13 protein-coding genes are annotated in these 13,450 nt (G+C 70.2%); 12 read left to right on the top strand and 1 reads right to left on the bottom strand.

Translation table 11 applies throughout. The features are described 5' to 3' along the window. Positions 1–31: 31 nt before the first annotated feature. The 6 genes from ACPCHZ_RS25435 (at position 32) to ACPCHZ_RS25410 (ending at position 6,543) form a co-directional block, all read left to right on the top strand. Positions 32–1,366, top strand: coding sequence for a replication-associated recombination protein A (locus tag ACPCHZ_RS25435; protein WP_423487302.1), 1,335 nt, complete (start codon positions 32–34; stop codon positions 1,364–1,366). A gap of 98 nt (positions 1,367–1,464) precedes the next feature. Then, positions 1,465–1,830 carry an ArsR/SmtB family transcription factor gene (locus ACPCHZ_RS25430; protein WP_423487301.1) on the top strand — a complete coding sequence of 122 codons (366 nt, stop codon included), beginning with the start codon at positions 1,465–1,467 and terminating at the stop codon, positions 1,828–1,830. Further along, positions 1,827–2,300 carry an SRPBCC family protein gene (locus tag ACPCHZ_RS25425; protein ID WP_423487300.1) on the top strand — a complete coding sequence of 158 codons (474 nt, stop codon included), beginning with the start codon at positions 1,827–1,829 and terminating at the stop codon, positions 2,298–2,300. The genes ACPCHZ_RS25430 and ACPCHZ_RS25425 overlap by 4 nt, the downstream gene beginning before the upstream one ends. 240 nt (positions 2,301–2,540) lie before the next feature. Continuing rightward, positions 2,541–3,635: a type III polyketide synthase gene (locus ACPCHZ_RS25420; RefSeq protein WP_423487299.1), complete on the top strand. Its 1,095-nt coding sequence runs from the start codon at positions 2,541–2,543 to the stop codon at positions 3,633–3,635. Positions 3,636–3,638: 3 nt separating this feature from the next. Continuing rightward, on the top strand, positions 3,639–4,142 hold the full coding sequence (locus ACPCHZ_RS25415; RefSeq protein ID WP_423487298.1) for an isoprenylcysteine carboxyl methyltransferase family protein: 504 nt from the start codon (positions 3,639–3,641) through the stop codon (positions 4,140–4,142). A gap of 112 nt (positions 4,143–4,254) precedes the next feature. Beyond that, positions 4,255–6,543, top strand: a complete 2,289-nt coding sequence (locus ACPCHZ_RS25410) for an MMPL family transporter (protein ID WP_423487297.1) — start codon at positions 4,255–4,257, stop codon at positions 6,541–6,543. A gap of 63 nt (positions 6,544–6,606) precedes the next feature. On the opposite strand, the gene ACPCHZ_RS25405 is transcribed toward ACPCHZ_RS25410, so the two are convergent. Continuing rightward, on the bottom strand, positions 6,607–6,939 hold the full coding sequence (locus ACPCHZ_RS25405) for a GlsB/YeaQ/YmgE family stress response membrane protein (protein ID WP_423487296.1): 333 nt from the start codon (positions 6,937–6,939) through the stop codon (positions 6,607–6,609). Between the two features lie 127 nt (positions 6,940–7,066). Here ACPCHZ_RS25405 and ACPCHZ_RS25400 point away from each other — a divergent pair, with 127 nt between their 5' ends. The 6 genes from ACPCHZ_RS25400 to ACPCHZ_RS25375 all read left to right on the top strand — a co-directional run bounded on the left by ACPCHZ_RS25400 (position 7,067) and on the right by ACPCHZ_RS25375 (position 13,303). Continuing rightward, positions 7,067–7,468: a secondary thiamine-phosphate synthase enzyme YjbQ gene (locus tag ACPCHZ_RS25400; protein ID WP_423487295.1), complete on the top strand. Its 402-nt coding sequence runs from the start codon at positions 7,067–7,069 to the stop codon at positions 7,466–7,468. A 126-nt stretch (positions 7,469–7,594) separates the two neighbouring features. Continuing rightward, the gene (gene alaS / locus ACPCHZ_RS25395; protein ID WP_423487294.1) at positions 7,595–10,294 is read left to right on the top strand and encodes an alanine--tRNA ligase; all 2,700 of its coding nucleotides are present in this window, start codon (positions 7,595–7,597) and stop codon (positions 10,292–10,294) included. Between the two features lie 4 nt (positions 10,295–10,298). After that, the gene (gene ruvX / locus ACPCHZ_RS25390) at positions 10,299–10,823 is read left to right on the top strand and encodes a Holliday junction resolvase RuvX (protein WP_423487293.1); all 525 of its coding nucleotides are present in this window, start codon (positions 10,299–10,301) and stop codon (positions 10,821–10,823) included. Next, positions 10,816–12,066, top strand: coding sequence for an endolytic transglycosylase MltG (locus ACPCHZ_RS25385; protein WP_423487292.1), 1,251 nt, complete (start codon positions 10,816–10,818; stop codon positions 12,064–12,066). Before ruvX ends, ACPCHZ_RS25385 begins: the two co-directional genes overlap by 8 nt. A gap of 10 nt (positions 12,067–12,076) precedes the next feature. After that, entirely contained in the window at positions 12,077–12,859 is a 783-nt protein-coding gene (locus tag ACPCHZ_RS25380) for a shikimate dehydrogenase (RefSeq protein WP_423487291.1), read from the top strand. 15 nt (positions 12,860–12,874) lie between these two features. Continuing rightward, the gene (locus tag ACPCHZ_RS25375) at positions 12,875–13,303 is read left to right on the top strand and encodes a prepilin peptidase (protein WP_423487290.1); all 429 of its coding nucleotides are present in this window, start codon (positions 12,875–12,877) and stop codon (positions 13,301–13,303) included. Positions 13,304–13,450: the final 147 nt, after the last annotated feature.

The following is a 13,450-nucleotide window of genomic DNA, read 5'->3' as shown; positions in this document are numbered from 1 at the left end:
CCGTGTCCGGGGAGCGTGGTATGCCTGAAGCGTGTCCGACGGCCTGTTCGACGTGTCCGACGGCGGTGCGCCCGTCGACCGGCCATCCGGCAGGCCCGCGCCGGCGTCGCCGCTGGCCGTGCGGATGCGGCCGGCGAGCCTCGACGAGGTCGTCGGCCAGCAGCATCTCCTGCAGCACGGCTCGCCGATGCGCCGCCTCGTCGAGGGCTCCGGCGCCGCGTCGGTCATCCTCTACGGCCCGCCGGGCACCGGCAAGACCACACTCGCGTCGCTGATCTCGCAGTCCACCGGCCGGCGCTTCGAGGCGCTGTCGGCGCTGTCGGCGGGCGTCAAGGAGGTGCGCGCCGTCATCGACGTCGCGCGCCGCGCCGCCGCGCACGGCGACCAGACCGTGCTCTTCATCGACGAGGTGCACCGGTTCTCCAAGACCCAGCAGGACGCGCTGCTGTCGGCGGTCGAGAACCGGGTGGTGCTGCTCGTCGCGGCGACCACGGAGAATCCGTCGTTCTCGGTGGTGGCACCGCTGCTGTCCCGGTCGCTGATCCTGCAGCTGCAACCGCTGACGCCCGACGACATCCGCATGGTGGTGCGCCGCGCCGTCGAGGATCCGCGGGGTCTCGGCGGCGCGGTCGAGGTCACCGACGACGCCGTCGACCTGCTGGTGCAGTTGTCGGCAGGCGATGCCCGCCGGGCGCTCACCGCGCTCGAGGTGGCGGCCGAGGCGGGTGAGCGGGTCACCGTCGAGACCATCGAGCAGTCGCTGGACAAGGCGGCGGTGCGTTACGACCGCGACGGCGATCAGCACTACGACGTCGTCAGCGCCTTCATCAAGTCGGTGCGCGGGTCCGACGTCGACGCCGCGCTGCACTACCTGTCCCGGATGCTGGTGGCGGGGGAGGACCCGCGGTTCGTGGCGCGCAGGTTGATGATCCTGGCCAGTGAGGACATCGGGATGGCCGACCCGACGGCCCTGCTGACGGCCGTCGCCGCCGCGCAGACTGTGCAGTTGATCGGCATGCCCGAGGCTCAGCTGACACTCGCCCACGCCACGGTCCACCTGGCGACCGCGCCCAAGTCGAACGCGGTGACGACCGCGCTGGGTGCGGCGATGGGCGACATCCGCGCAGGCAAGGCGGGGATGGTGCCCCCGCATCTGCGCGACGGCCACTACTCGGGCGCGCAGAAACTCGGCAACGCCGTGGGCTATCGCTACGCCCACGACCACCCGGACGGTGTTGTGCCACAGCAGTATCCGCCGGACGAACTGGTCGGCACCGACTACTACCGGCCGACCGCGCGCGGGGCCGAACGCGAGATCGCCGGACGGCTGGAGCGGCTGCGCGCCATCATCCGCAAGAAGCGCTGAGCGCACGCCCACCTGGAGCGCAACCCACCCTTGACACCGGTCGGCGGCACGCCTACCGTTGTAATCAACCAATTCATTGATCAAGTGCAAGGTTGATTATGGTGAGTGCCGACGACGACCGGCTGGACCGGGCGTTCATGGCGCTGGCCGATCCGGTCCGGCGGGCGATCGTGGCCCGCCTCTCCCGGGGACCTGCCACGGTCAACGAACTGGCCGAACCGTTCGACATCACCAAACAGGCTGTCTCGAAGCACATTCAGGTGCTCGAGCTGGCGGGCCTGGTCACCCGGACCCGCGACGCTCAGCGTCGCCCCGTCCATCTGGACGCCGGCGCACTCGAGCAGCTGACGGCCTGGATCGACACCTACCGGCTCAACGCCGAACGCAGCTACCGCCGGTTGGACAACGTGCTGGCGGCATTGTCCGAGAAGAACACTCACACCAAGAAGGGGAAGACATCATGACGAAGGCACTCGAACTCAACGCCCCGGTCGACACGCTGGCCATGGAGTTCACCCGGGACTTCGACGCCCCGGTTCAGGCGCTGTTCCGCGCACACGCCGAGCCTGACCTGGTCCGGCAGTGGCTCGGCCCGCACGGAGTGGAGATGACCATCGACCACTGGGACTTCCGCACCGGTGGTGGCTACCGGTATCTGCACAGCGACGGTGACGGCGAGTACCGGTTCAACGGCGTCTTCCACAAAGTGCGTGACGGCGAGCTGATCATCCAGACCTTCGAGTTCGAAGGCTTCCCCGACAGCGTCAACATCGAATTCCTGTGGTTCGAGGATCTCGGCGGAAACCGCAGCCGGCTGCGTGGCCGGTCGATCTGCCCGTCCGTCGACGCGCGCGACGCGCTGCTGTCCTCGGGCATGGAAGGCGGCATGACCGAGGGCTACGAACGGCTGGACTCGCTGCTGCCCACGCTCTGAGGCGCACGCCGACCCGGGGTGCTCACAGCAATTCACCACCGGACGGTAATGGCGTGCGCAGAATGCGCGCCATTCCTGTGAGTTGTCGGATATCGCCTGTGAGTCAGATGCGGTTTTTCCAGCTACAGCGCTCTCATCTGGGCTTATACCCCCGTAAAAGGTCTTGTGAATCATTTGTCGGATAATTCACGACGGCTGCGGGAAATGGACTAACGGCGAAATTCCGGCGTTACACGTTGCATGACCGATACCGCAATTTCCGAAACAGTGAACGCCACCGCTCTCCTCGGTGCACCGTATGTCGCCGGCACGGCGATGGCCTTCACGCCGTACCGCTACACACAGGACGAGGTGGCCCGCGAGCTCACCGACTTCACCGACACCGGCTTCGCCCGCTTCGCGCGCACCAGCGGCGTCGAACACCGCAATCTCGCGCTGCCGATCGAGCGATACCCGCAGCTGACCGGGTTCACCGAGGCCAACACCGCCTACGTCGAGGTGGCGACCGAACTCGGTGCACGGGCCGTCCGGTCGGCACTCCACACCGCCGGGATCCGGCCCGACGAGGTCGATCTGATCGTGTGCGTGTCGAGCACTGGCGTGGCCGTGCCGACCATCGACGCAACGATCAGTTCCCGCATCGGATTCCGGCCTGACGTCAAGCGCGTCCCGCTGTTCGGGCTCGGTTGCGTCGCCGGTGCGGCAGGCATGGCGCGGGTGCACGACTACCTGCGCGGGTACCCGACGCACGTCGCCGTCCTGCTGTCGGTGGAGCTGTGCTCGCTGACGCTGCAACGCGACGACGTGTCGATCCCGGCGCTGATCGGGGTGTGTCTGTTCGGCGACGGAGCGGCCGCGGTGGTGGCCACCGGCGCCGGCCGCACGGGCGCCCCCGGCCACCGCGGACCCCGCGTGCTCGACACCCGCAGCAGGCTGTTCCCCGACACGACCGACGTGATGGGCTGGAATGTCAGCGCCAGCGGATTCCAGCTCGTGATGTCACGCGACGTGCCGAGAATGGCCGCCGACCATCTGGGCGACGAGGTGACCCGGTTCCTCGCCGACCACGGATTGGCCGTCTCCGACATCTCCACCTGGGTCTGTCATCCGGGCGGCCCCAAGGTGCTCGAGGCGATCCAGGACGCCGTCGGGGTGCCGGCGGAGGCGCTGCGGCACAGCTGGGAGTCCATGCGGGACAACGGCAACATCTCGTCGGCCTCGGTGCTCGACGTCCTGGGCCGCACGATCGCGGCGCGACCGCCCGACGGATCCCTCGGTCTGATGCTCGCCATGGGCCCCGGCTTCGGCTTCGAACTGCTGCTGCTGAGCTGGTGAGCCATGGCGTATCTGGTGTTCATCCTCGTGATCGCGGCCGAGCGGCTGGTCGAGCTCGTCGTCGCCCGCCGGCACGCCCGATGGTCGATCGACAACGGCGGCAAAGAGTTCGGCCGCGGGCACTACCCGGTGATCGTCGCGAGCCACGCACTTCTGCTGGTGTCCTGCCTCGTCGAGGTGTACGGCGGGCACCGCCCGTTCATCGCCTGGCTGGGCTGGCCGATGGTGGCCGTCGTGGTGGCGAGCACCATCGTCCGGTGGTGGTGTGTGGCCACGCTCGGCAGGCACTGGAATCCACGGCTCATCGTCATCCCGGGCGCCCCGCTGGTCCGTCGTGGCCCGTACCGCTGGCTGCACCATCCGAACTACACCGCGGTCGCCGCTGAGGTGGCGGCTCTGCCGCTCGTGCACTCGGCATGGCTGACCGCGATCGTCTTCACGGTCGTCAACGCGCTGGTGCTGACCGTCCGGATTCGGGCCGAGAACGTCGCCCTCGGATACGCATGACCCCCACGACGCGGACGAATCGGCAGGCGGCCGCGGAAAGCCCACTGATCGGTGCCGCCGACGGGCAGGATGTGCCGGTGCGCATCGCTTCGCTGACCGGCGCCGGGCCGGTGTGACCTCGGACGCCCGCCGTCCGGGCGTCGTGGCGGGCCTGGCCCGTGCGGCCATCGCTGCGCCGCGGCGAATCCTCGCGATCGCGGCGCTCACCCTCGTCGCCGCGGGTATCTTCGGCGTCCCCGTCGTGGGCAAGCTCGCGGCCGGGGGGTTCCAGGACCCCGGTTCCGAATCCGCAAGGGCCGCGGCGCTGCTGACCCAACGGTTCGACCAGGGCGATGCGCAGTTGCTCATCACGGTGTCCTCGCCCGACGGCGCCCGCAGCGTTGCCGCGACGTCCGTCGCCAACGACGTCGTGGCCCGACTTCGCGGCTCACCCGACGTCGCGTCGGTGACCTCCGCCTGGACGACGGCGGGGCCCGCCGCGGCCCAGATGTTCAGCGAGGACGGCCGGTCCGGGCTCGTCATCGCGGGCGTGACCGGTGGCGAGAAGCAGGCCGACCGCAACACCTCGGCACTCGTCGACGCGATCGGCGGGGAGAGTTTCGAGCGTGACGGGGTGAGCGTGCGCGCCGGTGGTGTCGCGATGGTCAACGAACAGGTGACCGCGCAGTCCCAACGCGATCTGCTGCTGATGGAGTCGATCGCGATCCCGTTCAGCTTCCTGGTGCTGGTGTGGGTGTTCGGCGGCCTGCTGGTCGCTGCGCTCCCGGTGGCCGTCGGGGTGATCGCGATCGTCGGCGCACTCGCGGTGCTGCACGCGATCACGTTCGTCACCGATGTGTCGATCTTCGCGCTGAACCTCTGCATGGCGATGGGTCTTGCCCTGGCCATCGACTACACGCTGCTGATGATCAGCAGATACCGCGACGAACTGGCGGACGGCGCCGACCGCGACCAGGCCGTGCTGCGCATGATGACGACCGCGGGCCGCACCGTCGTCTTCTCGGCGACGACGGTGGCGCTGCCGATGGCGACGATGGTGTTGTTCCCGATGTACTTCCTGAAGTCGTTCGGCTACGCCGGTGTCGCCACGGTGGTGTTCGCGGCGGTGGCGGCGCTGGTCGTGACACCCGCGGCGATCGTGCTGCTCGGCGACCGCATCGATGCGTGGGACGTACGCCGGCTTGTGCGCCGCATCCTGCGCCGCGACGACCCGGCGCCGCGTCCGGTGCGGCGGCAGTTCTGGTATCGGTCGACGCACGGCGTGATGCGACGCGCCGTCCCGATCGGACTGGCGGGCGTCACGCTGCTGCTGGTGCTCGGCGCACCGTTCCTGGGTGTGCGGTGGGGCCTGCCCGACGACCGCGTGCTGCCCGCGACCGCGTCCGCGCATCAGGTCGGTGATCAGCTGCGCAACGATTTCGCCAACGACTCTGCGACCGACGTCACCGTCGTGCTGCCGGACACCCGCGGCGTCACCCCCGACGAATTGGGCCGCTACGCCGCCGAACTGTCCCGCGTCGACGACGTCACGTCGGTGTCGGCGACGGTGGGCGCCTTCGTCGACGGCCGGCCGGCGGGCCCGCCCAGGGCGGCCGCCGGTGAGCGCGACGGCAGCGCGTTCCTCACCGTGACCACCGATGCGCCGCTGTTCTCCGACCGCTCGGAACACCAGCTCGACCGCCTCGAGGAGGTCGCCGCTCCCGGCGGGCAGGTCCAGCTCGCCGGGGTCGCGGCGTCGAACCGCGACAGTGTCGACGCCATCACCTCCCAATTGCCGATCGTGCTCGGACTGATCGCGCTGTCCACCTACTGCCTGCTGTTCCTGCTGACCGGCAGCGTGGTGCTGCCGATGAAAGCCGTTGCGCTGAACATTCTCTCGTTGACCGCGGCGTTCGGCGCGATGGTGTGGATCTTCCAGGACGGCCACCTCGGCGCCTTCGGCACCACCCCGACGGGCACCCTGGTCGCCAACATCCCCGTACTGCTGTTCTGCATCGCGTTCGGGTTGTCGATGGACTACGAGGTCTTCCTGATGTCGCGGATCCGCGAATTCTGGCTGGCCTCCGGGCGCACGGCGGCCGACGTCACCGAGAGCGTCGCGCTCGGTCTGGCGCACACCGGCCGCGTCATCACCGCGGCCGCTGCGGTGATGTCGATCTCGTTCGCCGCGCTGATCGCGGCGAACGTGGCGTTCATGCGGATGTTCGGGCTCGGACTCACGCTGGCCGTGCTGGCCGACGCGACGCTGGTGCGGATGATCCTGGTGCCCGCCTTCATGCGCGTCCTCGGCCGCTGGAACTGGTGGTCACCCGCACCGCTGGTGCGGTTGCACGACCGGCTCGGACTGCACGAGGGCGACCGTGCGGGGTGTCGTCGAGCGAAAGGCGATACGTCGACGTGATGGCCCACACTCGACAAAAAAGTCCCGGCTGACCGTAGCCAGCCGGGACCGAGTGCGAAGAGGTCAGCGGAACATGGTCCGGCGACGGCCACCAAGCGCGCCGCCCCGGCTGCCACCCATGACGCCGGTGCGCCTGCGGCCCATCAGCGCGGCGACCAGGGCCACGCCGAGCGCGGCCACGATGACCTGGACCAGGAGTTCCAGCCAGTCGATGCCATTCGTTGCGGTGGGGATGCCGAGCGCGCGAGCGATGGCGGTGCCGATGAACGCCGACACGATGCCGACGAGCACGGTGATCAGGAATCCGATCGGCTGGCGGCCGGGTAGCGCCAGGCGGCCGAGAACGCCGACCACGACGCCGATCAGGATTGCGGTGATGATGCCGGTGGGTGTCATTTCTCCTCCAAGGGGACGTGTGGCTGGAGCTGAATTACCCTTGGCCCGCCGAAAATAAACGCGAGCGTCAAACGGCCCCGCGCGGTGCTGGTGGAGGCCGCGGCGGCCGCCTCGTAGGCTCGACGGCATGGACACCGATGTACTCGACGTCGACACCACGCGCCGGCGCATCGTCGACCTGACCGACGAGGTGCGTGCGTTCTGCCGCGACCACGGTGACGGCCTGTGCAATGTCTTCGTGCCGCACGCGACCGCGGGCGTGGCGATCATCGAGACCGGCGCCGGCTCCGACGACGACCTGATCGACGCGCTGGAAGCGCTGCTGCCGCGCGACGACCGGTACCGCCACGCCCACGGCTCACCCGGGCACGGTGCCGACCATGTGCTGCCTGCGCTGGTGGCGCCGTCGGTCACGGTGCCGGTGCAGGGCGGCCTGCCACTGCTCGGCACCTGGCAGAGCGTGGTGCTCGTCGACCTGAACAGGGACAACCCGAAGCGCTCGGTGCGGCTGAGCTTCCTCGGCGCCTGACCCGGGTCCGGCCGGCGACCTGCGTCGGCGCGCGGTTCGGCGGGCAAGTGGGCCGGCACCGTCGACCGGTACTGTGGTGCGGTCGATTTGTTCGCGCCCACCACTACCAGCAAGGACAGCAGGAACGTGCAGACACACGAGATCAGGAAGCGCTTCCTCGATCATTTCGTGAAGGCAGGTCACACCGAGGTGCCCAGCGCCTCGGTGATCCTCGACGACCCCAACCTGTTGTTCGTCAACGCCGGCATGGTGCAGTTCGTGCCGTTCTTCCTCGGCGCGCGGTCCGCGCCGTGGGACCGCGCGGTGAGCATCCAGAAGTGCATCCGCACACCCGACATCGACGAGGTCGGCATCACCACCCGGCACAACACCTTCTTCCAGATGGCCGGGAACTTCTCGTTCGGCGACTACTTCAAGAAGGGCGCCATCGAGTTCGCCTGGACGCTGCTGACCAACCCGCAGGATCGGGGTGGTTACGGTCTCGATCCTGAAAGACTGTGGGCCACGGTCTATCTCGACGACGACGAGGCCATCGCGCTGTGGCAGGAGGTCGCAGGCCTGCCGATCGAGCGCATCCAGCGCCGCGGCATGGCGGACAACTACTGGTCGATGGGCATCCCCGGGCCCTGCGGGCCGTCGTCGGAGATCTACTACGACCGTGGACCGCAGTACGGCGTCGAGGGCGGCCCCGAGGCCAACGAGGACCGCTACATCGAGATCTGGAACCTCGTGTTCATGCAGAACGAGCGCGGCGAGGGCACGTCGAAAGACGACTTCGAGATCCTCGGCCCGCTGCCGCGCAAGAACATCGACACCGGCATGGGCGTCGAGCGGGTGGCGTGCCTGCTGCAGGACGTCGACAACGTCTACGAGACCGACCTGCTGCGCCCGGTGATCGAACTCGTCGCGGGCATCGCACCGCGGGGCTACGGGGCGGGCAGCCACGAGGACGACGTGCGGTACCGCATCATCGCCGACCACAGCCGCACCGCGGCCATCATCATCGGCGACGGCATCAGCCCCGGCAACGAGGGCCGCGGCTACGTGTTGCGGCGGTTGTTGCGCCGCATCATCCGCTCGGCGAAGCTGCTGGGCGTCGAACAGCCGGTGATGGCCGACCTGATGGCCACGGTGCGCGACGCGATGGGCCCGTCCTACCCGGAACTGGCCGCCGACTTCGACCGCATCCAGCGCATCGCCGTCGCCGAGGAGACCGCGTTCAACCGGACGCTGGCCTCGGGTTCGCGGCTGTTCGACGAGGCCGCCCGCAGCACCAGGGCGTCCGGTGCCACCGTGCTCTCGGGCACCGACGCGTTCGCCCTGCACGACACCTACGGGTTCCCGCTCGAGCTGACCCTCGAGATGGCCGCCGAGGCCGGCCTGAGCGTCGACGAGGAGGGTTTCCGCGGACTGATGGCCGAGCAGCGCCGGCGCGCCAAGGCCGACGCCGCCGCGCGCAAGCAGGCGCACAGCGACCTGTCGGCGTACCGGGAGTTGGTCGACGCGGGGCCGACCGAGTTCACCGGCTTCGACGAGTTGTCGACCGAGGCAACGATTCTCGGGATCTTTGTCGACGGCCGCCGGGTTCCGGTGGTCACCCACGACGGCGGAGGCGACGCCGCGCCGGGGCGCGTCGAGCTGGTGCTCGACCGCAGCCCGTTCTACGCCGAGTCGGGTGGGCAGATCGCCGACGAGGGATCCGTGACGGGGACGGGCGCGTCTGCGACGTCGAAGGCGGCGGTCACCGATGTGCAGAAGATCGCCAAGACGTTGTGGACGCACCGGGTGAACGTCGAATCCGGCGAGTTCGTCGAGGGGGACACCGTCGTCGCCGCCGTCGATCCGCGCTGGCGGCACGGCGCCACCCAGGGCCACTCGGGCACGCACATGGTGCACGCCGCGCTGCGCCAGGTGCTCGGACCCAATGCCGTGCAGGCCGGTTCCCTCAACCGGCCGGGCTACCTGCGATTCGACTTCAACTGGCAGGGCGCGCTCACCGACGAACAACGCAGCGAGATCGAAGAGGTCACCAACGAGGCGGTCGAAGCCGACTTCGAGGTGCACAGCTTCACCACCGAACTCGAGCGGGCCAAGGCGATGGGTGCGATGGCGCTGTTCGGGGAGAACTACCCCGAGGAGGTCCGCGTCGTCGAGATCGGCGGACCGTTCTCCATCGAGCTGTGCGGCGGCACCCACGTGCGGAATTCGGCGCAGATCGGTCCGGTCACCATCCTCGGCGAATCGTCCGTCGGGTCCGGGGTGCGCCGCGTCGAGGCGTACGTCGGCCTCGACTCGTTCCGTCACCTCGCCAAGGAGCGGGCGCTGATGGCCGGCCTCGCCTCGTCGCTGAAGGTGCCCTCCGAGGAGGTGCCCGCCAGGGTCGCCACGCTGGTGGAGCGGCTGCGGGCCGCGGAGAAGGAACTCGACCGCATGCGGCTGGCCAACGCGCGCGCCGCGGCGGCCAACGCTGCCGCCGGCGCTGATCTTGTCGGTAAGGTGCGTGTCGTGGCGCAGCGGATGGCCGGCGGGATGTCGGCGGCGGATCTGCGCAGCCTCGTCGGCGACATTCGCGGCAAGCTGGGCGCCGAGCCCGCCGTCGTCGCACTGGTCGCCGAGGGCGACAACGACACCGTGCCGTTCGTGGTGGCCGTCAACCCGGCCGCACAGGATCTCGGCCTGCGTGCCGACGACCTGGTCAAGACATTCGGTGCGGCGGTCAACGGCCGTGGGGGCGGCAAGGCCGATCTGGCGCAGGGTTCCGGTAAGGGGGCGGCGGGGATCGACGCGGCGATGGCCGCGTTGCGCGCCGAGATAGGCCGGAGCTGACCTGGTGGCCGAGACCGATCACCGGCTCCCGGATCGGCCCGGCGCAGCAGGCCGGGACCCCGATCCGGGCCGCGGGCGACGCATCGGCATCGACGTCGGGAGCGTCCGGATCGGCGTGGCCGTCAGTGACCCCGACGCGATCCTGGCCACCCCCGTCGAGACGGTGACCCGTGACCGGCGGCGCAAGGACCGCCACCTGCGACGGCTGACCGAACTGGTCGGCGAGGTGGCGGCGGTCGAGGTGGTGGTGGGCCTACCGCGTACGCTCGCCGACCGGACGGGTCCTGCCGCTCAGGACGCCATCGCACTCGCCGAAGAACTGGCGCGGCGGGTGGCGCCGGTGCCGGTGCGGCTGGCCGACGAACGACTCACCACCGTGTCGGCGCAGCGCTCGCTGCGTGAGGCCGGGGTACGGGCGAAGGGGCAGCGGGCCATCATCGACCAGGCCGCCGCCGTGGGAATTCTGCAGAGCTGGCTGGATCAGCGGCGCGCGGCCCTGGCGGCGCCCGGAGAGGGCGTGGATGACTGAGAACTGGAACGGCCGGGGCAGGGCGGAGCCGGTGGCGGTGGGACCGCCGCGGCGCCGGATGAGCCGGTCCGACCGGATGCGCGCGGACCGCATCCGGCGCAAGCGGCGCTTCACGAGGGGTCTGACCCTGGCGCTGCTGGTCGTCGTGATCGTCGGCGCGGTGTTCCTCGGCTCCAAGCTGTGGCACGGCATCTTCGGCGGCGGCGGGGAGGACTTCGCCGGTGACGGCGTCGCCGACATCGTGATCCAGGTTCAGGACGGCGATTCGACGACGGCCATCGGCGAGACGCTCGCCGAGAACAAGGTGGTCGCCACCGCGCAGTCGTTCGTCAACGCCGCGGCGGGCAATTCGGCCATCTCGGCGATCCAGCCCGGCTTCTACAAGATGCGCACCGAGATCTCGGGCGCCAGCGCTGTCGAACGCCTCGCCGACCCCGGCAGCCGGGTCGGCAAGCTGGTCATCCCGGAAGGTCGCCAGCTCGACGACGTGCGCGACGTCAAGACCAACGCCGTCACCGAGGGCATCCTCACCCTCATCTCCCGCGCCACCTGTGTCGACCTCGACGGCGCCGAGCGCTGCGTGGCCGCCGACGAACTGCGCCAGATCGCCGGTTCGGCGCCGCTGTCCGCGCTGGCCGTGCCCGAGTGGGCCGCCCAGCCGGTCACCGCGATGGGTGCCGACCACCGCCGGATCGAGGGCCTGATCATGGCCGGGGCGTGGAACATCGACCCGTCGGCCACACCGACCGAGATCCTGTCGACCCTGATCGGTGCGAGCGCCACGCAGTATGCGCAGGCCGGCATCCAGGAGACGGCGACGGCGATGAACCTGTCGCCCTACCAGGTGCTGACGGTGGCCTCGCTGGTGCAGCGCGAGTCCAAGCCGGAGGATTTCGCGAAGGTGGCCCGCGTCATCTACAACCGGCTGGCCGAGAACCGCACGCTGGAGTTCGACTCGACGGTCAACTACCCGCTGGACCGGATCGAGGTGGCCACCACCGACGGCGACCGGGCACAGGGCAACCCGTGGAACACCTACGTGCGGCCGGGGCTGCCCGCCACGCCGATCTGTTCACCGAGCAGGCCTGCGCTGGTGGCCGCCGAGCAACCCGCCCCCGGTGACTGGCTGTACTTCGTGACGATCGACATGCAGGGCACCACCCTGTTCACCCGCGACTACAACCAGCACCTGGCCAACATCGAACTGGCGCAGCGCAACGGTGTGCTCGACTCGGCACGGTAGCTCCGACCAGGTGCGCCGGGCCGCGGTACTGGGCTCGCCGATCGCGCACTCGCGGTCGCCGCAGGTGCACCTGGCCGCCTACCGGGCGCTCGGGCTGCACAGCTGGACCTACGACAGGGTCGAGTGCACCGCTGATCAACTGCCCGCTCTGGTGGGTGGCCTCGGCCCCGAGTGGGTGGGCCTCTCGGTGACCATGCCGAACAAGTTCGCGGCGCTGCGGTTCGCCGACGAGCGCACCGAGCGCGCCGACCTGGTCGGCTCCGCCAACACCCTGGTCCGCAGCGGCCGCGGCTGGCGGGCCGACAACACCGACGTCGACGGGATCGTCGGCGCACTCGGCAGCGCCTCGGGCCACGCCATGGTGCTCGGATCCGGCGGCACCGCCCCGGCCGCGGTGGTGGCACTGGCCGGCCTCGGGGTCCGGCGCATCACCGTGGCCGCGCGCAACGACGACAGGGCCGCGCCGCTGGTGCGACTGGCCATCCGGTGCGGCGTGGCGGCGCAGTGGTGCCAGCTGATCGGCGAGCGGGTCGCCGCCGCGCCCGCCGACGTGCTGGTGAGCACGATCCCGGCCGAGGCCGCCCGCCCGTACGCGGTGGATCTGGCGGGCACGCCGGTGCTGCTGGACGCCATCTACGACCCGTGGCCGACGCCGCTGGCATCGGCGGTCGCGGCCGCAGGCGGGCGGGTGGTCAGCGGGCTGGAGATGTTGCTGCACCAGGCGTTCGCGCAGGTCGAGTTGTTCACCGGGATGCCCGCGCCCAAAGAGGTGATGAGGGCCGCGCTGCGCTGACCTTAGCCTCGACGGATGGGGGCGGGGGTGCTGGCGGTCGCGGCTTGCTGGCTGGTGGCGTTGTCGGTCTGCGACATCCGGGAGCGCCGGCTGCCCAACGCGCTGACGCTGCCCGGCGCCGTGCTGGTGCTCACGGCCGCCGCCCTCGCCGGTCGCGGTGGGGCCGCCGCGCTGGGCGCCGCCGCGCTGTTCGCCGGCTACGCCGCGGTGCACCTGATCTCACCGGCCGCGATGGGCGCCGGTGATGTGAAGCTGGCGCTCGGCGTCGGCGGACTCACCGGTGCCTTCGGCCCTGACGTCTGGCTGCTGGCCGCCGTGGCGGCCCCGCTGCTGAGCGCCGTGTGGGCGGTGGTCGCGCTGCTGCGGCGGCGAGGGTCGACGGTGCCGCACGGTCCGGCGATGTGCGCGTCGTCGGCCGCGGCGGTGGCGCTCGCCGTCCTGTGATGTCGGCGTGATTTCGAGCGGTGAGCGCGCGTTGTCACGCCGAAATCGCTGATATGGGGATCAGTTTGTCAAGTGGGCAGGATGAAGCGGCGGCCGCAAACCTCGGTGCGGGCGCCGCGTCGGAGCCCGGTGTGTGTGTTTCGGTGG

This window comes from Mycobacterium sp. NPDC050041 (assembly GCF_049541695.1).
In the GTDB taxonomy this organism is placed as follows: domain Bacteria; phylum Actinomycetota; class Actinomycetes; order Mycobacteriales; family Mycobacteriaceae; genus Mycobacterium.
The sequence above is the reverse complement of the archived record's forward strand: the minus strand, read 5'-3'. Positions and strand labels throughout refer to the sequence as shown.

What these genes read in the sequence shown, in the direction of transcription:
- ACPCHZ_RS25430 (WP_423487301.1), top strand. Translation starts at nt 1,465, where the DNA reads ATGGTGAGTGCCGACGACGACCGGCTGGACCGGGCGTTCATGGCGCTG.
- ACPCHZ_RS25425 (WP_423487300.1), top strand. Translation starts at nt 1,827, where the DNA reads ATGACGAAGGCACTCGAACTCAACGCCCCGGTCGACACGCTGGCCATG.
- ACPCHZ_RS25420 (WP_423487299.1), top strand. Translation starts at nt 2,541, where the DNA reads ATGACCGATACCGCAATTTCCGAAACAGTGAACGCCACCGCTCTCCTC.
- ACPCHZ_RS25415 (WP_423487298.1), top strand. Translation starts at nt 3,639, where the DNA reads ATGGCGTATCTGGTGTTCATCCTCGTGATCGCGGCCGAGCGGCTGGTC.
- ACPCHZ_RS25405 (WP_423487296.1), bottom strand. Translation starts at nt 6,939, where the DNA reads ATGACACCCACCGGCATCATCACCGCAATCCTGATCGGCGTCGTGGTC.
- ACPCHZ_RS25400 (WP_423487295.1), top strand. Translation starts at nt 7,067, where the DNA reads ATGGACACCGATGTACTCGACGTCGACACCACGCGCCGGCGCATCGTC.
- ACPCHZ_RS25385 (WP_423487292.1), top strand. Translation starts at nt 10,816, where the DNA reads ATGACTGAGAACTGGAACGGCCGGGGCAGGGCGGAGCCGGTGGCGGTG.
- ACPCHZ_RS25375 (WP_423487290.1), top strand. Translation starts at nt 12,875, where the DNA reads ATGGGGGCGGGGGTGCTGGCGGTCGCGGCTTGCTGGCTGGTGGCGTTG.